This is a genomic window from Streptantibioticus parmotrematis (assembly GCF_019890615.1).
Classification (GTDB): domain Bacteria; phylum Actinomycetota; class Actinomycetes; order Streptomycetales; family Streptomycetaceae; genus Streptantibioticus_D; species Streptantibioticus_D parmotrematis.
Window position 1 is genome coordinate 123,093 of the sequence record NZ_JAINVZ010000016.1, and the last position, 22,667, is coordinate 145,759.

Sequence of the window (22,667 nt, forward strand, 5' to 3'; positions counted from 1 at the left end):
GGGGCGCGGCCCCACCGGGAGCGCTCACTTCTGGTCGCGGAGCGCCTTCGTGTACCCCGCCAGGGCCTCGCGGGTCCACTCCTCGGTGCGCTGCCGGGTGATCCCGAAGCCGTTCAGCGTCCGGGCCGCCGGGTCCTTGTCGTTGCGCAGCAGGCCGAGCAGCAGGTGTTCGGTGCCGATGTAGTTGTGGCCCAGGTGGAGCGCCTCGCGCAGCGCCAGCTCCAGGGTCTTCTTCGCGTTGCGGCTGAAGCGCAGCCGTCCGGACTGCTTGCTGCCCGGGCCGAGCTGGGCGACGACCGCCTCGCGCACCTCGGCCGAAGGGGCGCCGAGCGTCTCCATCGCGCGGGCCGCCAGCCCCTCGGGCTCGGCGAGCAGGCCGAGCACCAGGTGGCCGTTCTCCACGTGACCGTGGCCGAGCCGCTCCGCCTCGGCGCGGGCCTCGCTCACCGTGTGCCGGGCACGCTGGGTGAAGCGGGTGAACAGGCCGGGACCACGGCCGGGGCTGCTGATGTCGTCGATCTCGTCCACCTCGCTCTCCCGGGGGACGAAGCGCTTCTGCGCGGCCTGCTTGCTGACCCCCATGTACTGGCCGATCTCGGTCCAGGAGGCGCCCGCGCGCCGCGCCTGGTCCACGAAGTGCCCTATGAGGTGGTCGGAGACCTCGCCGAGGTGGGCGGAGGTCTCCATGGCGTCGGACAGGTGCTGGAGCGCGTCGCCGTCCGGGTGCCGGCTGCGGACGTGCTCGATGAGGTCGTCGAGTCGTACGGGTTGCTGAGTCATACGTCAACCGTAGGTTGTCGAAGCGCTCATCGTCAACCATTAATTGACGGTGACAGGGTGACGTGTGTGCGTCTCTGAGGCGAAAGAATCGAAAACGAGGCCGGAAACCACCCTTTGGGGTGAAGTAGCGCCAGGTAGCTGTTCTGACACGGGCGGTGCGTAAATATTGCCGGGTCCCGAGGTCGTCGGCTGACGCGCTGTCCCCGCAGCGGCACCGGCGACCCCTGTCTTCGTGGGGGTTTTCCACTTGTACAGCTCTGTCCTCAGCATGCCCACGCGCCGTTCCGCAGCCGCGATCGGCGCCGCGGTCGCCCTGGCGGCGACCACCCTCACCCTGGCCCCCGGTGCCCTGGCGGCCACTCCCGACCACCACGGCGGCGCGAACGGCGGCCGGGCCACCGCCGTGGTGCTGCGCGCCGGACTCGACGTGGCGCTGCTCGGCAGGACGGTCGACGTGCCGCTGAACGTCTCGCTCGACGACGTCCAGGCCCCCGCGGACGTCGCGCGGACCGCGCTGAGCGCCCGGCTCGGCGGCGTGAACGGCGGGAACCCCTTCGACGTGCTGCGGGCCGACGTCGCCACCTCCCGCGCCACCGCCGACGCCCACCAGGCGGAGGGCTACGTCAACCTCGTCAACGCGAAGGTGTCCCTGCCCGGCCTGCTGCCGCCGCTGGCCACCGTGCACGCCGCCACCGCCCGCGCGACCTGCGTGGCCGGGCGGCACCCGCAGGCGTCGACCGACTTCGTGGGCACCGTCGACGTGCTGGGCAAGCCGGTCCAGGTCACCGTGGGCGGTCCGGTCGACGTGCGGGTGGCCGGGGTCGGCGAGGTGCGCCTGAGCCTGTCGCAGAGGCAGACCACCTCGCGCACCGCGGCGGCCACCGCGCTCGACCTCAAGGTCGACATCGACCCGCTGAAGCTGGGCATCGCCCACATCACCGGTGACGTCACCCTCGTCCAGGCCACCTGTGAGACGCCGAACGGCGGGGGCGGCTCGTCCTCCGGCGGCGCCTCGGGCGGGAACTCCGGCGGCAACTCCGCCGGTGCCAGCGGCGGTTCGTCCAGCGGGTCGTCCAACGGCGGTGCGAGCGGCGGCGGTTCGTCCAGCGGCGCCAGCGCCGGTACGAGCGGCGGCTCGACGTCCGGCAGCGGCTCGTCGGGCTCCACCGGCTCGTCCGGCGGCTCGACGTCCGGCGCGAGCGGTGGCAGCGGTTCGACCGCGGGCTCCGGCTCCTCCGGCGGCTCGGGCACCCACACCCAGACGGTCAGCGCGGCGGGCCAGAACCAGAACCTCGCCGAGACCGGCGCCGACTCCGACCTGCCCTATCTCGCGGGCGGCGCGGGCGCGCTGGTCGTGGCGGGCGGCCTCGGTGTCCTGGTGGCCCGGCGCCGCAAGTCCTCGACGGAGGGCTGACCCCCGGCGGCCCCCGCGCGGGGCCGCCTCCCGACCGCGGCGGGCGGTGACACGTCCGGCACCGCCCGCCGCACGGCCGTGACGCGTCCCCGCGCAGCGGCCGGGCCGTACGCCCCGGCCGGCCGCGGAGCCTCCAGGAACCCGGTCAGCCGGAGCGTGCGGTGAACCCGGTCAGCCGGAGCGTGCGGTGAGCGCCTCGCCCAGCGCCGTGACGAAGCGGTCGCCCGTGTCCCGGTCGCGCACCGCCACCCGCAGCCAGTCCGGCCCGAGGCCGGGGAACGTGTCGCCCCTGCGCACCGCGAACCCCAGCGCCCGCAGCCGCTCGCGCACCCCCAGCCCGTCCGTCACCCGCAGCAGGACGAACGGGCCGGCCGCCGGCCCCGCGACCCGTACGCCGCCCGCGTCCGCCGCCTCGGCGGTGTCGTTCAACCCGGCGATCCGGATGAGCAGATGGGCCCGGTCGGCGGCGATCCGGTGCGCGGCCGCCTCCGCGTGGGCCAGCGCCCGGGGCTCGCAGCAGGCCAGCGCGGCGGTCAGCGCCGGAGTGGAGACCGGCCACAGCGGCTGGGCCCGTTCCAGCGCGGCGACCGTCTCCGCCCCCGCGAGCGCGTAGCCGATCCGCAGGCCGGCCAGCCCCCAGGTCTTGGTCAGGCTGCGCAGCACCACCAGGCCCGGCAGGTCGCGCCGGGACGCCAGCGACTCGCGTTCGCCCGGCACCGCGTCCATGAACGCCTCGTCCACCACCAGCGTCCGCCCGGGCCGTGCCAGCCGGGCCAGCGCCCCCGCCGGGTGCAGCACGGAGGTCGGGTTCGTCGGGTTGCCGACCACCACGAAGTCCGCCTCGTCCGGCACCGCCGCCGCGTCGAGCCGGAAGCCGTCCTCCACCCGCAGCACCACCCGGTGCACGGCGTGGCCCGCGTCGCGCAGTGCCGCCTCCGGCTCGGTGAACTGCGGGTGCACGACCACCGCGTGACGCGGCGCGAACGCCCGGGCCAGCAGGACGAACGCCTCCGCCGCGCCGGAGGTCAGCAGCACCTGCCCCGGCGGCCTGCCGTGCCGCGCCGCGACCGCCTCGCGCGCCGCCCGGCCGTCCGGGTAGGCGGCGAGCGAGCCGATGCTGTCCGCTATCCGCTCGCGCAGCCACGAAGGCGGCGTGTCGGCGCGGACGTTCACGGCCAGGTCGGTCAACTTCGCGCCGTCGTCGCGTACTTCGGCGTCGCCGTGGTGGCGCAGGTCATGGGTGTCCATGGGGTCGGTGCGGTTCCTCGATGTCGTGGTGATCCGGCGGGCCACGGCGGCCGTCGCCATCGACGCGCGGCCGAAGGGGGCCGACCTGCGCTTGGGGACGAGCAGTTCGCCGCCGGGCGCGGACGCCAGCGCGGCGGCCTCCGCGACGCTCGCGGTGCCCAGCGCGGCACGGGACGCCTCCGAGGGGTTCGGCACGACGATCGCCGCCAGTGCCTCGGAGGAGTGCGTCAGTAGCGGCACGCCCAGGCGTTCCGCCGCGCCCAGCAGCCCCGGCTCACCCGCCTTCGCGTCCACCGTCGCCAGTACGGCCACCGCGTCCGGCGTGCGGCCCGCCTCCGCCAGGGCGCTCAGCACCAGCGCGTGCACCTCATCGGCACTCACGCCACGGGCCGCGCCCACGCCGACGACGAGCGTGCGGCGCGGGTCAGCGCGGGGCGTCATGGCGCCGGGCGCGCAGCGCGGCGCCGACGAAGCGGGCCGCGATCGACGGTTCGGCGGCCCAGTGGACGTGCAGGTACGAGGCGTGGACCCCGCCGCGTACGAAGCCCTCGACGCGCCGTTGCGGACCGGTCAGGCCCCAGGCGGGATCGGGGCCCGCGCCGGGCTCGGTCACCGTGCGGTGGAACTCGTGCCCGCGCAGCCGGGTCCCGGCGGCGGCCAGCACGTTGTCCGACAGCGCCACGGCCTCCCGGTAGCCCAGCGTCAGCCGCTCGCCCATCCGCGCCGACGCGTCCAGCACGCCGCACATCGGCGCTCCGTCCAACTCCCGTGCCAGGTACAGCAGTCCGGCGCACTCGGCGGCCACCGGCGCACCGGTCGCGGCGAGCCGGGCCACCGCCTCGCGCAGCGGCGCGTTCGCCGACAGCTCCGGCGCGTACACCTCCGGGAAGCCGCCGCCGACGACCAGCCCCGCCGTGCCCTCAGGAAGCGTCTCGTCGCGCAGCGGGTCGAACGCGACGACCTCGGCCCCGGCCCCGGCCAGCAGTTCGGTGTGCTCGGCGTACGCGAAGGTGAACGCGGGCCCGCCCGCCACGGCGATCACCGGGGGAGGCCCCCCGAGGGCGTCCGCCGGTCCCTGCGGGGACCACGGCTCGTCCGTCAGCTCGCCCGCGCCGCGCGCCAGTGCCAGCAGCGCTTCCAGGTCGCACCCGCGCCGCACCCGGTCCGCCAGCGCGTCGACCGCCTCCACCGCGTCCGTGCGCCGCTCGGCCACCGGGACCAGCCCCAAGTGCCGTGCCGGGGTGTGCAGTCGCCCCTCGCGCCGCAGCACACCGAGCACCGGTACGCCCGCCTCGTCCAGCGCGTCGCGCAGCAACTCCTCGTGGCGGTCGGAGGCCACCTTGTTGAGGATCACCCCGCCGAGCCGCACCTGCGGATCCCACGCGGCGAAGCCGTGCACCAGCGCCGCCACCGACCGCGACTGCGACGAGGCGTCGACCACTAGCACCACCGGCGCCCGCAGCAACTTCGCCACCTGCGCGGTCGAGGCCAGCTCGCCCTGCCCGGCCGCGCCGTCGAACATCCCCATCACGCCCTCGACCACGGCCAGGTCCGCCCCGCGCGCTCCGTGCAGGAACAGCGGCGCGATCCGCTCCGTACCGCACAGGTAGGCGTCGAGGTTGCGGCCCGGGCGGCCGGTGGCCAGCGCGTGGTAGCCGGGGTCGATGTAGTCCGGGCCCACCTTGTGCGGCGAGACGGTCAGCCCGGCGCGGGTGAACGCGGCCATCAGGCCGGTGGCGACGGTGGTCTTGCCGCTGCCGGAGGACGGCGCGGCGACGACCAGGCGGGGCGGGGCGGCCTCGCGGGGCGGCACCGAGTCGCCGGGCGGGGCGGCGTCGCTGGACGGGGCGGCGTTCACCACTCGATGCCCCGCTGGCCCTTCTGACCGGCGTCCATCGGGTGCTTGACCTTGGTCATCTCGGTCACCAGGTCGGCCGCTTCCAGCAGCGCGGCGGGCGCGTTGCGGCCGGTGATGACGACGTGCTGGGTGCCGGGGCGCTCGCCCAGCACCGCGATCACCTCGTCGGTGTCCACCCAGCCCCAGTGCAGGGGGTAGGCGAACTCGTCCAGCACGTAGAAGCGGTAGGTCTCGGCGGCCAGGTCCCGCTTGACCTGCTCCCAGCCCTCGCGGGCCGCCTCCTCGCTGCTGTCCAGGTCGCGCTGGACCCAGGACCAGCCCTCGCCCATCTTGTGCCAGGTGACGGCGCCGCCCTTGCCGGACTCGCCCAGCACCCGCAGCGCCCGTTCCTCGCCGACCCGCCACTTGGCGGACTTCACGAACTGGAACACCCCGACCGGCCAGCCCTGGTTCCAGGCGCGCAGCGCCATCCCGAACGCGGCGGTCGACTTCCCCTTGCCCGGCCCGGTGTGCACCATCGTCAACGGACGGTTGCGGCGCTGACGGGTCGTCAGGCCGTCGTCCGGCACGACACTCGGCTTGCCCTGCGGCACTACGCTGCCCTCCTCACGTCACGGACGAGCCCGGACACGGTGTCCGCGCGCAGTTCGTCCAGCGTCACCACGGTCCCGGTCAACCGGTCCGCCAGCGACGCGGCGAGACCCAGCCGCACCGGGCCGCTCTCGCAGTCCACGACCACCGAGGCCACCTGCTCGGCCGCCAGCAGCCGCGCGGCGCGGGAGACCAGCGCGAGCGGGTCGGGACCGCCGGTGGCCCGGCCGTCGGTCACCACGACCAGCAGCGGCCTGCGCGACGGATCGCGCAGCCGCTCCACCCGCAGCACCTCGCGGGCCTTGAGCAGCCCGGCCGCCAGCGGCGTGCGGCCTCCGGTCGGCAGACGTTCCAGCCGCGCGGCGCCCGCCTCCACCGACGAGGTCGGCGGCAGCGCCAGATCGGCGCCCGAGCCGCGGAAGGTCACCAGGCCCACCTTGTCGCGGCGCTGGTAGGCGTCGAGCAGCAGCGACAGCACCGCGCCCTTGACGGCCGACATCCGCTGCCGGGCCGCCATCGAGCCGGAGGCGTCCACCACGAACAGCACGAGGTTGCCCTCCCGCCCCTCGCGCACCGCCTGCCGCAGGTCGTCCCGGCGTACCACGAGCCCGGTACCGCTGCGGCCCCTGGCTCGCTGGTGCGGCGCGGCGGCGCGCACGGTGGCGGCCAGGTGCAGCTTGGTCAGGGCGCCCTGCGGGCGGCGCTCGCCGGTGGTGCGGCCGTGGTCGGTACGGGCCCGGGAGCGGCGACCTGCGACCCCCTCGCCCAGTCCTGCCACCGTCAGCGCCTTCGCCCTGAACGGCTCGCCCGCGGCCACCGGGGCCTGCTCGGGCGCGGGCGAGCCCTGCGACTGCCGGGGCAGCGCGGGGCTCTCGCCCTCGGCGGGGTCGGAGGGCTCGGCGGGCTCGCGCGGGGGAGCGGCGTCGTCCGGGCCGCCCCGCGGCGGCAGCCCGCCGCCTCCGCCGCCCGGCCCGTCGGGGCCCGGCCCGTCCGGCTCCGGGTCGTCCTCGGGACCGTCGTGCGGGCCGTCGTCGGACTCGGAGGTGTCGCCGCGCGATTCCTCCAGCGTCCGGTCGAGCTTGTCCTCGTCGAGGCCCGGCGCGTCGAACGGGTTGCGGCGGCGCCGGTGCGGCAGCGCCAGCAGCGCCGCCCGCCGCACGTCCTCCTCGGTCACCGCATCGCGCCCGGCCCACGCGGCCAGCGCGGTCGCGGTGCGGGCCATCACGATGTCGGCGCGCATGCCGTCCACCTCGAACGCGGCGCAGGTCGCCGCGATCTGCCGCAGCGCGTCGTCACCGAGCCGCACCGAGGGGAGCAACTCCCGTGCCGCGACGACGCGTTGGCGCAACTCCTCCTCCTCGTGCGCCCAGCGGGCGGCGAACGCGGCGGGGTCCTCGTCGTACGCGAGCCTGCGGCGGACCACCTCGACCCGCTCGTCGGTCTCCCGCGAGGCGGCCACCTCGACGGTCAGGCCGAAGCGGTCGAGCAACTGCGGGCGCAGCTCGCCCTCTTCGGGGTTCATCGTGCCGACGAGCAGGAAACGCGCCGCGTGCCGCACCGAGACGCCCTCGCGCTCGACGTAGGAGGCGCCCATCGCGGCGGCGTCCAGCAGCAGGTCGACCAGGTGGTCGTGGAGGAGGTTGACCTCGTCCACGTAGAGCACCCCGCGGTGCGCGGCGGCCAGCAGACCCGGCTCGAACGCCTTCACGCCCTCCGCCAGCGCCCGTTCGATGTCCAGCGCGCCGACGAGACGGTCCTCCGAGGCGCCGACCGGCAGCTCGACCATGCGGGTGGGGCGGGCGGTCGCCCGGCCGCTGCCGTGCGGGGCGTCGGGGCAGGCGGGGTCGGGAGCGGCCGGGTCGCAGCTGAAGCGGCAGCCCTCGACCACGTCGACGTCCGGCATCAGGGCCGCCAGGGCCCGTACGGCGGTGGATTTGGCCGTGCCCTTCTCGCCGCGTACGAGGACGCCGCCCACCGCTGGGCTCACCGCGTTCAGCAGCAACGCCAGCCGGAGGTCGTCCATGCCGACGACGGCGGTGAAGGGGTAGTTCTTCATCGGGTGGGCTCCTGGGTCGGGTGCGGTGCCGTGGGCGCTCCGGGCGGCAGGAACGGCAGGCCTTCCGGCACGCCGTCCTCGATGAGCCGCAGCAGCGCCCGCGTGTCCGCGTGCTCTTCGATCAGATCCGCCAGGCGGTCCAACTGCTCCTCGCGCAGCGCCGCGAACGTGGTGTCGGGGGCGGGGACGAAGCGGCGGCCCGCGTCGGCGGCGACGCGCCGCAGGAACGCCCGGCGGAAGCCGTCGCTCTCCAGCGAGCCGTGCCAGTGCGTGCCCCACACCGCGCCCACCCGCACGCCGTCGAGGAACTCCTCGGCGCCGCCGAGGAGTTCGGCCACGCCGTGGTGGATCTCGTAGCCCTCGACCGGCTCGCCCAGGGCCTTGCCGGACGGGCGGGCCAGCGTCTTGTCCCGCGCGAAGCGCACCCGCACCGGCAGCAGGCCGAGGCCCTCCACCGTGCCCGCGCGCGACTCCACCTCGTCCTCGATGGTCTCGCCCAGCACCTGGAACCCGCCGCAGACGCCCAGCACCGGGCGGCCCTCGGCGGCGCGGCGCGCGACCGCGTCGGCCAGCCCGCGTTCCCGCAGCCAGCGCAGCGCCTTCACGGTGCCGCGGGTGCCCGGCAGCACGACCAGGTCGGCGTCGGCGATCTCCTCGGGGCGGTCCACGAAGCGCACCACGACGCCCGGTTCGGCGGCGAGCGCGTCCACGTCCGTGAAGTTGGACATCAACGGCACCGCGGCCACCGCGACGCGCAGCACCTGGTCGCCGTACGGGGGAGCGACCACCGACTCGCGCACCGCGCCGCGCATGGATACGCGCAGGCCGTCCTCCTCGTCGATGCCCAGGCCGTGCGCGTACGGCAGCACCCCGAGCGTCTGACGCCCCGTCAGGTCGCGCAGCATCTCCAGACCGGGTTCGAGGAGCGAGACGTCGCCGCGGAACTTGTTGACGACGTAGCCCGCGATCAGCGCCTGGTCCTCGGCGCTCAGCAGGGCGGTCGTGCCGAAGAAGGAGGCGAAGACGCCGCCGCGGTCGATGTCGCCGACCACCACCACCGGCAGCCGCGCGGCGCGCGCCAGGCCCATGTTGACGATGTCGGTCGCGCGCAGGTTGATCTCCGCCGGGCTGCCCGCGCCCTCGCAGATCACCGCGTCGTGGGTGCGCCGCAACTCGGCCAGGCAGTCGGTGACCGTGCCCAGCAACTCCCGCTGCCGTCCCGCGTGGTAGCCGCGCGCGCTCAGCTCGCCGACCGGCTTGCCCAGCAGCACCACCTGGCTGCTGCTGTCCCCGCCCGGCTTGAGCAGCACCGGGTTCATCAGCGCGCTGGGCTCGACCCGGGCCGCCTGGGCCTGCATGGCCTGCGCCCGGCCGATCTCGGCGCCCTCGCGGGTGACGTAGGAGTTGAGCGACATGTTCTGCGCCTTGAACGGCGCGACGCTCACACCCCGGCGGGCCAGCCAGCGGCAGATGCCCGCCGTCACCACGCTCTTGCCCGCGTCCGACGTCGTTCCCGCGACGAGCAGCCCGCCGCCCGCCCCGGTCCGCCCGGCCCCCATCGTCCCGCCCCCGGTCATGCCGCTCCTTTCCGGCGGCGCGCCGCCGACCAGGCGAGCCGGGCGGCCACCGTGCCGGCGAGCGCCAGGGCGCCCACCCGGCGCGAGAGCCGCACCGCCCGCTCGATGTCCACCGGCTCCACGGCGCGCCCGGCGGCGTTGAGCACCGGGCGGTCCTCGATCCGGCCGCCGTACGACAGCCTCCCCCCGAGCCGCACCCCCAACGCCCCGGCGAACGACGCCTCGACGACGCCCGCGTTCGGGCTCGGGTGACGCGGCGCGTCCGCGCGCCGGGCCCGCCGCGCGCCTTCGGGGTCGCCACCGGCCAGCGCCGCCAGCGCCGCGGTCAGCCGTGCGCCCGGGAAGCCCAGCACGTCGTCCAGTCGCGCCGACGCCCAGCCGAAGCGGCGGTAGCGCGGCGAGCGGTGACCGACCATCGCGTCGAGGGTGTTGGCGGCGCGGAACCCGACCAGCCCGGGCACGCTGCCGACCGCGCCCCACACCAGCGCGCCGACCACCGCGTCCGAGGTGTTCTCGGCCACCGACTCCACCACCGCGCGGGCGATCCCGGGACCGTCCAGGGCCTGCGGATCGCGCCCGCACAGATGCGGCAGCCGCGCGCGGGCCGCCTCGACGTCACCGGCCTCCAGCGCGGCGCCGATCGCCCGCGCCTCCCGGCCCAGCGAGGTGCCGCCCAGCACGGCCCAGGTCGCGGCGGCGGTGAGCGTGACGGAGGCGGTCGCACGGTCGCGGGTCAGCCGGTGCGCGCCCGCGGCCAGCGCCACGGCGCCGCCCGCGCACGCGAGCGTGTGCAGTGCGCCGCGTCCCCGGTCGTCGCGCCACAGGCGGCGTTCGACCGCCCCGGCCGCGCGGCCGAACGCGGCGACCGGATGGCCCGTGCGCGGATCACCGGCGAGCAGGTCGCCCGCGTACCCCAGCGCGGCGCCGCAGGCGTACGTCAGGGCGTGCCGGGTGCCGGGCATGGCGGGAGTCCTCACTCAGGGTCCGCGCCCTGGTTCGACGTGACCGGCGACGAGAGTCTCCTGGCTCCCGGATCCGCGCGGCCCCCGGCCTTCCAGCCGCGTTCGCACGGCCGTGGCGCTCGGGAGGGGGTCGCGCTCCCCGGTGACAGTGGCGGGACCGCGCCGGACTCGCACCGGCTTCCTCTCCTGTCGCCGCTTGGCACCGGGCAGTCCACCACGCCCGGCATCGGCCGTCAACTTCCCCTTGACCTGCGGCGGGAGAGTGTGCGCAGGCCCACACGCGGCACGGCGGGCGACACGACGAGAGGCCGCCCCGGTGCTCCCGCGCGGGGGGAGCACCGGGGCGGCCCCGGACGCGGTTCTCAGCCCGCGATCAGCCAGATCCCGTAGGCGACGGCCACGGCGCACGCCGCGAAGCACGCGTACGCGCCGGCGCGCACCAGCGGCCCGCGGCCACCACCGCTCCGGCCGTCGGCACGTCGTCCTTCGGCGCCTCGTCCTTCGGTGGTCGAGGTGGTCGAGGCGGTCGAGGCGGTCGCGGTGGCCCGGTCGCCCAGGCCGACGATGCCGAGGGTGAACAGCCCCACCAGGCCCACCGTCACCGCGATGCTCACGCCGAAGACGGAGCCCAGCGCTCCCCAGTCGATGCTCACAGCGCCGCCTTCCGGGTCACGGGCGCCGCCTGCGCGGGCGCCGGGATGGTCGCCGCCAGCTCGCCGCCGAACGCGTCGAACGCGCCCGCCCCGGCGACGGCGGGGGTGAGGGGCGCGGAACCGCCCACCGGCGCCACGTCGTTGACGTTGGTGTGGTCGACGCGGTTGCGCTGCGCGAGCACGTAGGCCCCGGCGCACACCAGCAGGCCCAGCACGCCGACCACGCCGACGCCCCACGTGCCCTGGTCGGCCACGGCCGTCGCGCCCGCGGCGACCAGACCGGCGGCGGGCAGCGTGATCAGCCAGGACAGCCCCATCCGGCCCGCGGTGCCCCAGCGCACCACCGCGCCCTTGCGGCCCACGCCCGAGCCCAGCACCGCGCCGGAGACCACGTGGGTGGTGGACAGCGCGAAACCGAGGTGGGAGGAGGCGAGGATGACGGTGGCCGCACCGGACTGCGCGGCGAAGCCCTGCTGCGGCTGGACGTCGGTCAGGCCCTTGCCCAGCGTGCGGATGATCCGCCAGCCGCCGATGTAGGTGCCCAGCGCCATCGCGGTGCCGGCGGACAGGATGACCCAGACCGGCGGGTTGGAGCCGGGGGCGATGATGCCGCCGGTGATCAGCGCGAGGGTGATGACGCCCATGGTCTTCTGCGCGTCGTTGGTGCCGTGCGCCAGCGAGACCAGGCCCGCGGAGGCGATCTGCCCGGCGCGGTAGCCCTTGCGGGTCGACTCCGGGTCGGCGTTCCGGCCGATCCGGTACGTCAGCCGGGTGGCCAGCGCGGCGGCGGCCCCGGCGACCAACGGCGAGGCGACCGCCGGGATCAGGACCTTCATCACGACCGCCTCGCCGTGCACGCCGTGCGCGCCGACGGCGACCAGCGTCGCGCCGATCAGGCCGCCGAACAGCGCGTGCGAGGAGCTGGAGGGCAGGCCCGCGAGCCAGGTCACCAGGTTCCAGACGATGGCGCCGACCAGACCCGCGAAGATCACTTCCGGCCTGATGCCGGACTTCTCGTCGATGATGCCGCCGGAGATCGTCTTGGCGACCTGGACGGACAGGAAGGCACCGGCCAGGTTGAGCACCGCCGACATGGCCACGGCCAGTCTGGGTGACATCGCGCCGGTCGAGATCGTGGTCGCCATGGCGTTGGCGGTGTCGTGGAACCCGTTCGTGAAGTCGAACGCGAGGGCGGTGACGATCACGACTCCGATGAGCAGCGTGAGGTGTTCCATTCACCCGGACAATCGTTTGAACGATCAGAGACGCGGCGACCGTACGGACCCATGGTGAACGGAAGGTGAACTGGCCGCGACCTCCGGGTGCGGGGGGTCGGGAACGCGCCGGATCCCCTCAACGACGCCTCCGGGCGGCCCACCTGGAAGGGCCGCGTGAGCCGTGCGCGGCACGGCCGGACGGCTCCCGCGGACCCGCCTGCCCCGGGGCTCGCGGCCCACCCGGGTGTGATGCGTCACTCGCCGCCGAAGGCCGTCCGCCCGCTGTCAGCCGCGCCCCGACACCCGGTCCGCCGCCCGCGCCACCGGGTCCGTCTGCGCGCTGTACGCGTCCAGTTCGCGGCGGTCGGCCAGCCGGTAGGCGGCGTACAGGCCGTGGACGCCCAGCCAGCGCAGCGGCTCCGGCTCCCAGCGCCGCACCCGGTGGCCCACCCAGGGCAGGGCCGTCAGCTCCGTCGGCCCGGCCTGCCCGGAGTCCAGCCGCACCAGGTCCCGCAGCGTGCGCGCCGCCAGGTTGGCGGTCGCCACGCCGCTGCCCACGTAGCCGCCCGCCCAGCCGAGGCCCGTCGCCCGGTCCAGCTCGACGCTCGCGCACCAGTCGCGCGGCACGCCCAGCACACCCGACCACGCGTGGTCGATCGCCACGCCCGCGGTCGCCGGGAAGAACCGCACCAGGATCTCCCGCAGCGCCTCGACGGTGGCCGCCTGCGTGCGTCCGTCGTTGTCGGTGCGCGAGCCGTAGCGGTACGGCACCCCGCGCCCGCCCAGCGCGATCCGGTCGTCGGCGGTGCGCTGGGCGTACATGTAGGCGTGCGCCATGTCGCCGAGGGTCTCGCGGCCCTGCCAGCCGATGGTCTCCCAGACCTCCTTCGGCAGCGGCTCGGTGGCGATCATGGAGGAGTTCATCGGCAGCCAGGACCGCTTCTGGCCCTTGAGCGCCGCCGTGAACCCCTCCGTGCAGCGCAGCACGTACGGCGCCCGCACCGTCCCGTACGGCGTGACCGCGTGCTTGGGCCTGATCTCGGTGACCGGGGTCGACTCGTGGATCACCACGCCCAGCTCCTCCACCGCCCGGGCCAGCCCCTGCACCAGCTTCACCGGGTGGATCCGCGCGCCGTGCGGCGTCCACGAACCGCCGACCGTGCCCGCCACCCGGATCCGCTCGGCCGTCTCGCGCGCCCCCAGCAGCAGCCGGTCGGTCTCCCCGAACGCCGCCTCCGCCTCGTGGAACGCCTTCAGCCTGCTCAACTGCGCCGGGGTGTAGGCGACTTCGAGCACCCCGCCCTTGTGGACGTCGGCGTCGACGCCCTCCTCCTCGGCGACCCGGATCACCTCGTCCACGGTCTCGTTCATCGCCCGCTGGAGGGCGACCGCCGCGTCGTGGCCGTGCAGCTTCGCGTAGCGTTCGCGGCCCGCGATGCCGTTGTAGAGCCAGCCGCCGTTGCGCCCGGAGGCGCCGTAACCGCAGAACTTCCGCTCCAGCACGGTGATCCGCAGGAACGGCACCGCCTTCTTCAGGTAGTACGCCGTCCACAGCCCGGTGTAGCCGCCGCCGACCACGCACACGTCGGCCGAGATGTCCCCGGGCAGCGGCTCACGCGGCACGGGGACGCCGGTGTCCGCGTACCAGAAGGAGATGCCGCCGTTGACGGTCGTCATGGGATGCCCCTGCGTCGAGTCGCGACCGGTGCGCACACCGGTGAAGCTGCTGGTGGGCGGGACGTTACTGCCCTGCCGCGGGCCCGGCAACGGTCAACCTGTCAGGATCGGGCGCCGATCCGGACACCGCCGCCGGGACCGCTAGAGTGCGGCGGGTGACGGACGAGACGCCGGACGCCGCCGGGCCGCGCGACGCGGACACCGAGCTGCGCGAGACCCGGGACGAACTGGTACAGACCGCCCGGCGGACCGCCGAGGAAGGGCTGGTGGTCGGCACTTCGGGCAACGTCTCCGCCCGGGTCGGCGACCTGGTGCTGGTCACCCCGACCGGCGTCCCCTACGACCGGCTCGGCCCGGACGACCTGCTCGCCGTCGACCTGGACGGCGGGATCCGCGCCGGACGGCTGCGGCCCACCAGCGAACTGCCGCTGCACCTGGCGGTCTACCGCGCCACCGACGCCCGCGCCGTCGTGCACACCCACGCCCCGCACGCCACCGCCGTCTCCACCCTCGTGGCCGAACTGCCCGCTGTCCACTACATGTGCGCCGCGCTCGGCGGACCGGTCAGGGTCGCCGAGTACGCCACGTACGGCACCGGGGACCTGGCCCGCGCGGTGCTGACCGCGCTGCGCGACCGCACCGGGTGCCTGATGCGCAACCACGGCACCCTGGTGCACGCCTCCACCCTGCGCCGCGCCTTCGACGACACCGCGCAACTGGAGTGGATGTGCCGCGTCTGGCTGCTGGCCTCCGCCGCCGGGACGCCCGCGGTGCTGCCCCCGCAGGAGATCGACCGCGTCGTCGAGCGGCTGCGCGGCTACGGCCAGCCCGGAGCCTGACCGACCCGGACCGCGCCGCCCGCTCACCCGACCGGGCCCGCCCACTGGTGTACGCGCCCGAAGACGCCGACACTGGGAGGGATGCGCATCCGTGTAGCGGCCACCGTCGCCGCATCATGTGTGGGTGCCGGCGCGGCCGCGGTGGCGGCGGGCCGGTACGCGTCGGGCCTCGCGCTCAGGCCCCGCCCCGACGTCTCCCTCGACGGCTCCGGCGAGAGCCTCACCGTCCACGAGGTCACCGGCGACCGGGTCACCCTCACCCGCTCCCTCGCCTCGGCCCGCCCCGGCCTGCTGGGCCTGACCGGCGCCCACTGCCACGCCGCCGTCGGCGACGTGCTGGCCACCGCGCCCGCGAGCGTCACCCGCCGCCTGGAACGCGTGCAGTACGGCACCCTGGAGCCCGGCGAGCGGGTACGGCTGACCCCGCAGGTGTACGCGGTCGACCCGCGCGAGGCGCTGGGCCTGGAGTACGCCGACGACCGCGTCGAGGGCGAACTCGGGCCGCTGCCCGCGTGGTTCGTCCCCGGCGCCCGCGCCACCTGGGTGATCGCCGTGCACGGCCTGGGCACCACCAGGGAACACCCGATGGTCGTGCTGCCCCTGCTGTACCGGCTCAAGTTCCCCGTGCTGCACGTCAGCTACCGCAATGACCCCGGCGCCCCCAAGTCGCCCGACGGCATCGGGCACCTCGGCGACACCGAGTGGCGCGACGTGGACGCCGCCGTCCGGCACGCCGTGCGCTACGGGGCCGAGCACGTCGTCCTGTACGGCTGGTCGACCGGCGCCTCCATGGCGCTGCGGGTCGCCGACCACTCCCCGCTGCGCGACAGGATCACCGGCCTGGTGCTGGACTCGCCGGTGCTCGACTGGCAGGCAGTGGTCCGCGCGGTGGCACGCGAGCGCGGCATGCCCCAGGCGCTGCTGCCGCTCGCCACCCGGGCCGCCGCGGGCCGCACCGGACTGCACGCCGAGCGGCTCACCGGCTCCGCCGACCCGGCCCGGCTGCGTCTGCCGGTCCTCCTCGCGCACGGCCCCGGCGACACCGTCTCGCCGTACCGTGCGAGCCTGGAGTTCGCCCGGCGGCGGCCGGATCTGGTCACCCTGCACACCGTGCCGCGCGCCGGGCACCAGGAGATGTGGAACGTGGCACCGGAAGGCTACGAGGAGGCGCTGCGGCGCTTCCTCACCCCGCTGATGTGAGGCCGACGCGCGGCGCGCACCCGGCCGAGGGGCCCGCCCGCACGGCGAAGCGGAGCGCGTCGCGGGGGCTCGCGGCGCGCGACCGGACGCACGCTCGTTTGGGAATCCGGGGGCTCACCCGTAAGACTTCTCCTGTGACGTCCCGTTCCCAGCGTGACACCAGGCTCCGGTTGGTCGACGACAAGCCGATCGCGGCTGTGCGCAGGGCCGCGTCGGCCCGCCGCACCGGGCCGCCCCGTCCGCCCGAGGGCACCCCCGGGTCCGCCGAACTCGCCGCCAGGGCGCGGGCGGTGCTCGCCGACGCGGTGCGCCTCGCCCGCTGGGCCGACGGACGCGTCCGCCACCCCGCGCCGAACGGCGCCCTGCCCGCCGATTCGCTCCAACAGGCCGCCTCGGCAACGAAGTTGACGGAGGATCAGGCGCGGGCGGCATGGGACAGGGCGCGGCTGGCCGGACTGGTCGAGCTGTACGACGGCACCGCCCGCCCCGGCTGGCGGCTGCGTGCCTGGGACCGCGACGACACCGCGGCGCTGCGCGGCTGGGTCGCCCTCTTCGACGCCTGGTCGCTGTGCCACCTCGCGCCCGCCGACGCCGACCCCTCCCTCGTCGCCGAGGTCATCGAAGCCGCCCCGCAGCTGCTGTCGCTGCTCCACCTGTCCTCAGGACCGGTCGCCGTACCGGTCCTGCTGGACCTGCTGCGCCAGCGCGTCGCCGAACTGCGCACCGAACGCCACGAGCCGCCCGCCGACGACCCCGCGGGCACCGCCGACCCGCTCGCCGCGCTGCTGGGGTGGACGCTGGACGCGCTGGTCGCCGTCGGCGCGCTGCGGCCCAGAGCGGACGAGAGAGCCGACGTGGCGCTCACCGCGCTGGGCAACTGGGCGGTGTGGGTCAAGCTGGAGCAGATCTGCGTGGCCGCCCAGGGCCCGGCCGGCCACATCGAGCAGTCCGCCGAGGACCTGCTGCGCGCCTGCGCCCAGTACTCGCCCGGCCCCGCCCGCGTCGAGTACAAGGCGTGGCTGGCCGCCCGCCCGGTCCGCGCGGCCGTCGGCGAACTCCTGGAGGTGGCCCGCGGCGACGACCCACTACTGCGCGGGCTGGCCTTCGAGGCGCTGCGCACGGTGGGCGCGCCCGCCGAGCCCGCGGTGCGCTCGGTGACCGGAGAACCGGTCCTGCGCCCGTACGCGCTGCTGTGGCTCGCAGAACAAGAGGGCAGCGAGCCGGACGAACAGGCCGCGCTGCTCACCCGCGAGGAGGCCACCTGGCTGTGGGTGGACACCGCCGCCGCTGTCGCCGACCACGGCGAGAGCCATCTGCTCGTCGGCCACCTGGAGACCGCCGTGCAGGACTCGCTGCCCAGCCTGCTGGACGAGGTGCGCGCCACCGGCCACCCGCGCACCGTCCAGGTCCTGGTGGCGCTGGCCTCCGCGCACCCCGACCCGGCGCTGGCCAAGGCCGTGCGGCGCGCGGCCTTCGAGGTGCACCGCGGCGGGGAGTGAGGAGCGCCGGGCCGGTCCCGGCGCGGGGGACCGGGGCGCCGCCGCGCGGGCAAAACGGTTTGCGGGGCCCCGGTAGACTGCCTCCCATGGCAGTACTTCTCACGGATTAGACGGCGGCGAAGCGGGCCAGGCCCCGCGCACCCCGCGCCACGCGCGCACCCCCTTCCAGTCCGCCGTCCACCATGCCCTGGAGTTCCTTCCGTGATCACCGCCACCGGCCTCGAGCTGCGCGCCGGCGCCCGTGTCCTCCTCGAATCCGCCTCGTTCCGCATCGCCAAGGGCGACCGCGTCGGCCTGGTCGGCCGCAACGGCGCCGGCAAGACCACGCTCACCAAGGTCCTCGCGGGCGAGGGCCAGCCCGCCGCCGGTTCCGTCACCCGCTCCGGCGAGATCGGCTACCTGCCGCAGGACCCGCGCACCGGCGACCTCGACACCCTCGCCCGCGACCGCATCCTGTCCGCCCGCGAACTCGACACCGTGCTGCGCAAGATGCGCGAGAACGAGGAGCGGATGGCCACCGGCAAGGGCGCCACACGCGACAACGCGATGAAGAAGTACGGCCGCCTGGAGACCGAGTTCCTCACCAAGGGCGGCTACGCGGCCGAGGCCGAGGCGGCCACCATCGCCGCCGCGCTCGGCCTGCCCGACCGCGTGCTCGGCCAGCCGCTGCACACCCTGTCCGGCGGTCAGCGCCGCCGGGTGGAGCTGGCCCGCATCCTCTTCTCCGACGCCGACACGCTGCTGCTGGACGAGCCGACCAACCACCTGGACGCCGACTCCATCCTCTGGCTGCGCGACTACCTCAAGACGTACAGCGGCGGCTTCGTCGTCATCTCCCACGACATCAACCTCGTCGAGACGGTCGTCAACAAGGTCTTCTACCTGGACGCCAACCGCTCGGTCATCGACGTCTACAACATGGGCTGGAAGCTGTACCTGGCCCAGCGCGAGGCCGACGAGAAGCGCCGCAAGCGCGAGCGGGCCAACGCCGAGAAGAAGGCCGCCGCCCTCAACTCGCAGGCCGACAAGATGCGCGCCAAGGCCACCAAGACCGTCGCCGCGCAGAACATGGCCCGCCGCGCCGAGAAGCTGCTCGCCGGGCTGGACGAGGTCCGGCAGTCCGACAAGGTCGCCAAGCTGCGCTTCCCCGACCCGGCGCCGTGCGGCAAGACCCCGCTGATGGCCTCGGGACTGTCGAAGTCGTACGGCTCGCTGGAGATCTTCACCGACGTCGACCTCGCCATCGACCGCGGCTCCCGGGTGGTCATCCTGGGCCTCAACGGCGCGGGCAAGACCACCCTGCTGCGGCTGCTGGCGGGCGTCGAGCAGCCCGACACCGGCAAGGTCGAGCCCGGTCACGGCCTCAAGATGGGCTACTACGCGCAGGAGCACGAGACGCTCGACCCGGACCGCACGGTCCTGGAGAACATGCGCTCGGCCGCCCCGGACATGGACCTCGTCGAGATCCGCAAGATCCTCGGCTCGTTCCTGTTCTCCGGCGACGACGTCGACAAGCCCGCGGGCGTGCTGTCCGGCGGCGAGAAGACCCGGCTGGCGCTCGCCACGCTGGTGGTCTCCAGCGCCAACGTGCTGCTGCTCGACGAGCCCACCAACAACCTCGACCCGGCCAGCCGCGAGGAGATCCTCGGCGCGCTGCACACCTTCACCGGCGCGGTCGTACTGGTCACCCACGACGAGGGCGCGGTGGACGCGCTCCAGCCGGAGCGGATCATCCTGCTGCCGGACGGCGTGGAGGACCTGTGGGGCGAGGACTACGCGGACCTGGTCGCCCTGGCCTGACGCCCCGCGCCGCCCTTCTCCCGTCCACCTCCGGCCGTCCCCGACCGCCGCCCGCAGCGGCGGCGGGGCCGGTCCGTCAGCCTGATGGATCATTCGGCCGACGGTTGATCCTTCATCTGCGTGAGCCGGGCTGGTACCCGGGTTGACGCGGAACCGATTGTCGTCAAGTCGACTCACCGATCAGTGCCGACCCGCCCTCGTGGTCCTTACTCACCGTGATGACCAGCGCTTTCGCGAACGCCGGGACAGAGCCGCAGAAACGTCACAGCGCGAAAACCGGGCGTGCGGTGTGCTTCACCCCGCGCGCCCGCTCCCGCACGCCGCCGATGTTGTTTCACAGGTCTTGTCGAATGGGTGGCCAGGAAGCACGGTAGGGGTGATCATGAGAGTCACAGAGCGCACTTCCCTGGAGGAGGCACGGGTGGCCGAGACTCTGAAGAAGGGCAGCCGGGTGACCGGCTCCGCGCGCGAGAAGCTCGCGGCTGACCTCAAGAAGAAGTACGACTCCGGTGCGAGTATCCGGGCGCTGGCCGAGGAGACCGGCCGTTCCTACGGATTCGTCCACCGGATGCTCAGCGAGTCCGGCGTGACTCTGCGCGGTCGCGGCGGAGCGACACGGGGCAAGAAGGCGGCATCAGTCTGACCTGACCCACCGGGCCCGGCGGCCCGTCGTCCGCCGGAGCGCAATGCGACACGCACGGCACGCGTGCCGTCGTGAGCGCGGTGCGTGCGGACGCCCCCGCGCCGGGTACGCCTCGGCGGCGGGGGTGCGGGGCCCTGTGGGGCTTGGCCGGGTGCGCGTCCGTCCGCCCCTGCGTGGAACTCCCGCGCCGCCGCGTGGGCGTATCGCTCACCTGCCCGTCGCCCGGTGCGCGTTTCTGCCCGTCGCCCGGGCCGCGTTTCTGCCCGTCGCCCGGGCGTGCGCTCGTCGGCGGCCTGGGCCGGACACCGCGACGGGTGCGCCTGTCCGCGTGGCGCGGGAATCGGTACCCGGCCGGACGCTCCAGTGGGCGAGTGGTTACTGTTCGGTTCATTACCGACCGGTAATCCCGTCTGTGCCCGCCCGGAGGTGCCCGATGTCCGACCCCACCACCGCCACGTCCACCGGACCGCTGCTCGACCGGGACGGGGTACGGCTCACCGTCGAGGACGGCGCGGTCGCCACCATCACCCTGTGCAACCCGGCCAAGCGCAACGCCCAGTCGCCCGCGCTGTGGCGCGCGCTGACCGAGGCCGGCCGCCTGCTGCCGGGCGACGTGCGCGTCGTGGTGCTGCGCGGCGAGGGCGTCTCGTTCTCCGCCGGGCTCGACCGGCAGGCGTTCACCCCCGAGGGCTTCGACGGCGAGCCGTCCTTCCTCGACATGGCGCGCGGCCCCGAGGCGGAACTCGACGCGACGATCGCCGAGTACCAGGAGGCGTTCACCTGGTGGCGCCGGAACGACGTCATCAGCGTCGCGGCCGTCCAGGGCCACGCCATCGGTGCCGGATTCCAGCTCGCCCTCGCCTGCGACCTGCGGGTCTGCGCGGACGACGTGCAGTTTGCGATGCGCGAGACCAGCCTCGGCCTGGTGCCCGACCTGGCCGGGACCAAGCCGCTGACCGACCTGGTCGGCTACGCCCGCGCCCTGGAGATCTGTGCCACCGGCCGCTTCGTGCGCGCCGAGGAGGCCGAGCGCACCGGCCTCGCCAACCTCGTCGTGCCCGCCGCCGACCTGGACGCCGCCGCCCGGGACCTCACCGCCGCCCTGCTCGCCGCCCCGCGCGACGCGGTCGTGGAGACCAAGGCGCTGCTGCGCGAGGCGTCCACGCGCACGTACGAGGAGCAGCGCGTCGCCGAGCGCGCCGCCCAGGGCCGCAGGCTGCGGGACCTGGCGGGCCTGGGGGAGTAGCCGGTCCTCCCGGGTCAGGCCCGTACGTCCGTGACCACGACCGCGGCCGCCGTCCCGCCGAGGGCGACGGCCGCGTCGCGTACCGCCCGCGCCACGTCCAGCGCACGGTAGCCCTCGCGCACGACGACCTCCAGCCGGGTGCCGCCCACCGAGTGGCGCGCGGCCGAGGCGACGGCGGCGACACCGGGGACCGCGAGCACGGCGGCACGCAACGGGTCCCGCTCCTCGCGCTCCTCGCCCTCACGCGGCGCCACGGGCGTGTCCGCGTCCCGCGTGGCATCCGCCTCGGGCGCCCCGACCCCCTCCTCCTCGTCCTCCAGAAGGTCGTCGATCCGCAGGTCGATCGCCGCCACGACCAGCCCGACGTCCCGCAGGGCGCTCGTGGCCAGGGCCTCGCGGACCATCGCGGCCGTGCGTGGCAACGGCCGGGACCGGGTCGCCGCGAACGCCGCCTCGATCCGCAGCGGCCCCGGCGGCAGCCCGCCCGGAGGCACTGGGGGCACCGGGGGCACCGGAGGAGAGGCACCGTCCCGCGCCGGCCATTCCGCCGGGTCGATCCGCAGGTCCGCGAGCGCCGCGCCCGGCAAGCCCGCGAGCGCCGCGCGCAGCACCCGTACCGCCGCCCGTTCCGCGATCCACGCCGTGTCCGCCGCGTCGCCCAGCGGCAGCAGCCTGCCCGGGCCGATCCGCTCACGCACCGCGCCGGTCAGGCCGTCCGTGGCCATCGTCGCCTCCCTCGTCCGACCCGCTCGCCCCTCCATCCTGCCCCGCCGCGCCGCCGCGATCGCGCGGTCACCTGGTCGGGCGCGGCGGTTGCGCTAACCCCACGCGGGTCCGGGTAGGCGTGCATAGGCTGGACGGGACGCCTCCGCACGGCCGGACCGACCGGAAGGACGACTGGCGATGACCGAGCCCGCGCACCGGGAACAGCTCGAAGGCTTCAACGTGGACGACCACGGCAGGACGCCGGGCGGTGCCGTCGGCTCCGTGAACCTCGGCGATCCGGCGCTGCGCGGCCGTACCACCATCGCCGACGGCGTGGTCGAGAAGATCGCCGGGCTCGCCGCCCGCGACGTGGTCGGCGTGCACACCCTCGGCACCGGCTTCGCCCGCACCCTCGGCGCCGTGCGCGACCGGGTGCCCGGCGGCTCCAGGACCCCGATCCGGGGGGTGAAGGCGGAGGTCGGCGAGGTGCAGACGGCCGTCGACATCGACATCGTGGTGGACTACGGCGTCTCCATCGCCGACGTGGCCCGCGCCGTCAGGGAGAACGTCGTCGCGGCCGTCGAGCGGATGACCGGCCTGGAGGTCGTCGAGGTCAACGTGGCCGTCGCCGACGTGAAGCTGCCCGACGAGATCGACGGCGACGACGGCTACGACGCGGACGACCGGCGGCGGCAGTGACCG

The 22,667-nt window shown here is 75.3% G+C and carries 19 protein-coding genes and 1 riboswitch; of the genes, 8 read left to right on the top strand and 11 right to left on the bottom strand.

Going from position 1 to position 22,667, the window contains the following annotated elements; all coding sequences use genetic code 11:
* Positions 1 to 24: 24 nt before the first annotated feature.
* On the bottom strand, positions 25 to 780 hold the full coding sequence (locus K7472_RS21865; RefSeq protein ID WP_222980209.1) for a Clp protease N-terminal domain-containing protein: 756 nt from the start codon (positions 778 to 780) through the stop codon (positions 25 to 27).
* 268 nt (positions 781 to 1,048) lie between these two features.
* Between K7472_RS21865 and K7472_RS21870 the strand changes: the two genes are divergently transcribed.
* The gene (locus K7472_RS21870; RefSeq protein ID WP_222980210.1) at positions 1,049 to 2,194 is read left to right on the top strand and encodes an SCO1860 family LAETG-anchored protein; all 1,146 of its coding nucleotides are present in this window, start codon (positions 1,049 to 1,051) and stop codon (positions 2,192 to 2,194) included.
* 171 nt (positions 2,195 to 2,365) lie between these two features.
* Here the strand turns inward: K7472_RS21870 and cobC are convergent, their stop codons facing one another.
* The 9 genes from cobC to K7472_RS21915 all read right to left on the bottom strand — a co-directional run bounded on the left by cobC (position 2,366) and on the right by K7472_RS21915 (position 14,033).
* Positions 2,366 to 3,883 (bottom strand): Rv2231c family histidinol phosphate aminotransferase CobC, encoded by a 1,518-nt coding sequence (gene cobC / locus K7472_RS21875; RefSeq protein WP_222980211.1) that lies wholly within the window; start codon positions 3,881 to 3,883, stop codon positions 2,366 to 2,368.
* A complete protein-coding gene (locus K7472_RS21880; protein WP_222980269.1) occupies positions 3,867 to 5,255 on the bottom strand; it encodes a cobyrinic acid a,c-diamide synthase CobB in 1,389 nt (462 codons plus the stop codon). The genes cobC and K7472_RS21880 overlap by 17 nt, the downstream gene beginning before the upstream one ends.
* A 41-nt stretch (positions 5,256 to 5,296) precedes the next feature.
* On the bottom strand, positions 5,297 to 5,893 hold the full coding sequence (cobO, locus tag K7472_RS21885) for a cob(I)yrinic acid a,c-diamide adenosyltransferase (RefSeq protein WP_222980212.1): 597 nt from the start codon (positions 5,891 to 5,893) through the stop codon (positions 5,297 to 5,299).
* Positions 5,893 to 7,947 carry a putative cobaltochelatase gene (locus K7472_RS21890; protein WP_222980213.1) on the bottom strand — a complete coding sequence of 685 codons (2,055 nt, stop codon included), beginning with the start codon at positions 7,945 to 7,947 and terminating at the stop codon, positions 5,893 to 5,895. Before K7472_RS21890 ends, cobO begins: the two co-directional genes overlap by 1 nt.
* Positions 7,944 to 9,524, bottom strand: coding sequence for a cobyric acid synthase (locus K7472_RS21895; RefSeq protein WP_252396016.1), 1,581 nt, complete (start codon positions 9,522 to 9,524; stop codon positions 7,944 to 7,946). Before K7472_RS21895 ends, K7472_RS21890 begins: the two co-directional genes overlap by 4 nt.
* The gene (locus tag K7472_RS21900; protein WP_222980214.1) at positions 9,521 to 10,486 is read right to left on the bottom strand and encodes a cobalamin biosynthesis protein; all 966 of its coding nucleotides are present in this window, start codon (positions 10,484 to 10,486) and stop codon (positions 9,521 to 9,523) included. The genes K7472_RS21895 and K7472_RS21900 overlap by 4 nt, the downstream gene beginning before the upstream one ends.
* A 54-nt stretch (positions 10,487 to 10,540) precedes the next feature.
* A riboswitch (cobalamin riboswitch) is annotated at positions 10,541 to 10,669 on the bottom strand.
* 179 nt (positions 10,670 to 10,848) lie between these two features.
* Entirely contained in the window at positions 10,849 to 11,139 is a 291-nt protein-coding gene (locus K7472_RS21905; protein WP_222980215.1) for a hypothetical protein, read from the bottom strand.
* Positions 11,136 to 12,374 carry an inorganic phosphate transporter gene (locus K7472_RS21910; protein WP_222980216.1) on the bottom strand — a complete coding sequence of 413 codons (1,239 nt, stop codon included), beginning with the start codon at positions 12,372 to 12,374 and terminating at the stop codon, positions 11,136 to 11,138. Before K7472_RS21910 ends, K7472_RS21905 begins: the two co-directional genes overlap by 4 nt.
* Before the next feature lie 267 nt (positions 12,375 to 12,641).
* Positions 12,642 to 14,033 carry an NAD(P)/FAD-dependent oxidoreductase gene (locus tag K7472_RS21915; protein ID WP_222980217.1) on the bottom strand — a complete coding sequence of 464 codons (1,392 nt, stop codon included), beginning with the start codon at positions 14,031 to 14,033 and terminating at the stop codon, positions 12,642 to 12,644.
* 155 nt (positions 14,034 to 14,188) lie between these two features.
* Between K7472_RS21915 and K7472_RS21920 the strand changes: the two genes are divergently transcribed.
* From K7472_RS21920 to K7472_RS21945, 6 genes are all read left to right on the top strand, one after another.
* The gene (locus tag K7472_RS21920; RefSeq protein WP_372458018.1) at positions 14,189 to 14,872 is read left to right on the top strand and encodes a class II aldolase/adducin family protein; all 684 of its coding nucleotides are present in this window, start codon (positions 14,189 to 14,191) and stop codon (positions 14,870 to 14,872) included.
* An 81-nt stretch (positions 14,873 to 14,953) separates the two neighbouring features.
* The gene (locus tag K7472_RS21925; protein WP_222980218.1) at positions 14,954 to 16,072 is read left to right on the top strand and encodes an alpha/beta hydrolase; all 1,119 of its coding nucleotides are present in this window, start codon (positions 14,954 to 14,956) and stop codon (positions 16,070 to 16,072) included.
* A gap of 134 nt (positions 16,073 to 16,206) precedes the next feature.
* The gene (locus tag K7472_RS21930) at positions 16,207 to 17,571 is read left to right on the top strand and encodes a hypothetical protein (RefSeq protein WP_222980219.1); all 1,365 of its coding nucleotides are present in this window, start codon (positions 16,207 to 16,209) and stop codon (positions 17,569 to 17,571) included.
* A gap of 201 nt (positions 17,572 to 17,772) precedes the next feature.
* Positions 17,773 to 19,371 (top strand): ABC-F family ATP-binding cassette domain-containing protein, encoded by a 1,599-nt coding sequence (locus tag K7472_RS21935; protein WP_222980220.1) that lies wholly within the window; start codon positions 17,773 to 17,775, stop codon positions 19,369 to 19,371.
* Positions 19,372 to 19,792: 421 nt separating this feature from the next.
* The gene (locus K7472_RS21940) at positions 19,793 to 20,014 is read left to right on the top strand and encodes a helix-turn-helix domain-containing protein (protein ID WP_241968362.1); all 222 of its coding nucleotides are present in this window, start codon (positions 19,793 to 19,795) and stop codon (positions 20,012 to 20,014) included.
* Positions 20,015 to 20,447: 433 nt separating this feature from the next.
* Positions 20,448 to 21,260 carry an enoyl-CoA hydratase/isomerase family protein gene (locus tag K7472_RS21945; protein ID WP_222980221.1) on the top strand — a complete coding sequence of 271 codons (813 nt, stop codon included), beginning with the start codon at positions 20,448 to 20,450 and terminating at the stop codon, positions 21,258 to 21,260.
* 14 nt (positions 21,261 to 21,274) lie between these two features.
* On the opposite strand, the gene K7472_RS21950 is transcribed toward K7472_RS21945, so the two are convergent.
* A complete protein-coding gene (locus K7472_RS21950; protein ID WP_222980222.1) occupies positions 21,275 to 21,985 on the bottom strand; it encodes a hypothetical protein in 711 nt (236 codons plus the stop codon).
* Positions 21,986 to 22,163: 178 nt separating this feature from the next.
* Here K7472_RS21950 and K7472_RS21955 point away from each other — a divergent pair, with 178 nt between their 5' ends.
* Positions 22,164 to 22,664 (top strand): Asp23/Gls24 family envelope stress response protein, encoded by a 501-nt coding sequence (locus tag K7472_RS21955; RefSeq protein ID WP_222980223.1) that lies wholly within the window; start codon positions 22,164 to 22,166, stop codon positions 22,662 to 22,664.
* The last annotated feature ends 3 nt before the right edge of the window (positions 22,665 to 22,667 follow it).

Coding starts and splice junctions, on each gene's coding strand:
- K7472_RS21865 (WP_222980209.1), bottom strand. CDS start 780: ATGACTCAGCAACCCGTACGACTCGACGACCTCATCGAGCACGTCCGC.
- K7472_RS21870 (WP_222980210.1), top strand. CDS start 1,049: ATGCCCACGCGCCGTTCCGCAGCCGCGATCGGCGCCGCGGTCGCCCTG.
- cobC (WP_222980211.1), bottom strand. CDS start 3,883: ATGACGCCCCGCGCTGACCCGCGCCGCACGCTCGTCGTCGGCGTGGGC.
- K7472_RS21890 (WP_222980213.1), bottom strand. CDS start 7,947: ATGAAGAACTACCCCTTCACCGCCGTCGTCGGCATGGACGACCTCCGG.
- K7472_RS21895 (WP_252396016.1), bottom strand. CDS start 9,524: ATGACCGGGGGCGGGACGATGGGGGCCGGGCGGACCGGGGCGGGCGGC.
- K7472_RS21900 (WP_222980214.1), bottom strand. CDS start 10,486: ATGCCCGGCACCCGGCACGCCCTGACGTACGCCTGCGGCGCCGCGCTG.
- K7472_RS21910 (WP_222980216.1), bottom strand. CDS start 12,374: ATGGAACACCTCACGCTGCTCATCGGAGTCGTGATCGTCACCGCCCTC.
- K7472_RS21915 (WP_222980217.1), bottom strand. CDS start 14,033: ATGACGACCGTCAACGGCGGCATCTCCTTCTGGTACGCGGACACCGGC.
- K7472_RS21925 (WP_222980218.1), top strand. CDS start 14,954: ATGCGCATCCGTGTAGCGGCCACCGTCGCCGCATCATGTGTGGGTGCC.
- K7472_RS21945 (WP_222980221.1), top strand. CDS start 20,448: ATGTCCGACCCCACCACCGCCACGTCCACCGGACCGCTGCTCGACCGG.
- K7472_RS21950 (WP_222980222.1), bottom strand. CDS start 21,985: ATGGCCACGGACGGCCTGACCGGCGCGGTGCGTGAGCGGATCGGCCCG.
- K7472_RS21955 (WP_222980223.1), top strand. CDS start 22,164: ATGACCGAGCCCGCGCACCGGGAACAGCTCGAAGGCTTCAACGTGGAC.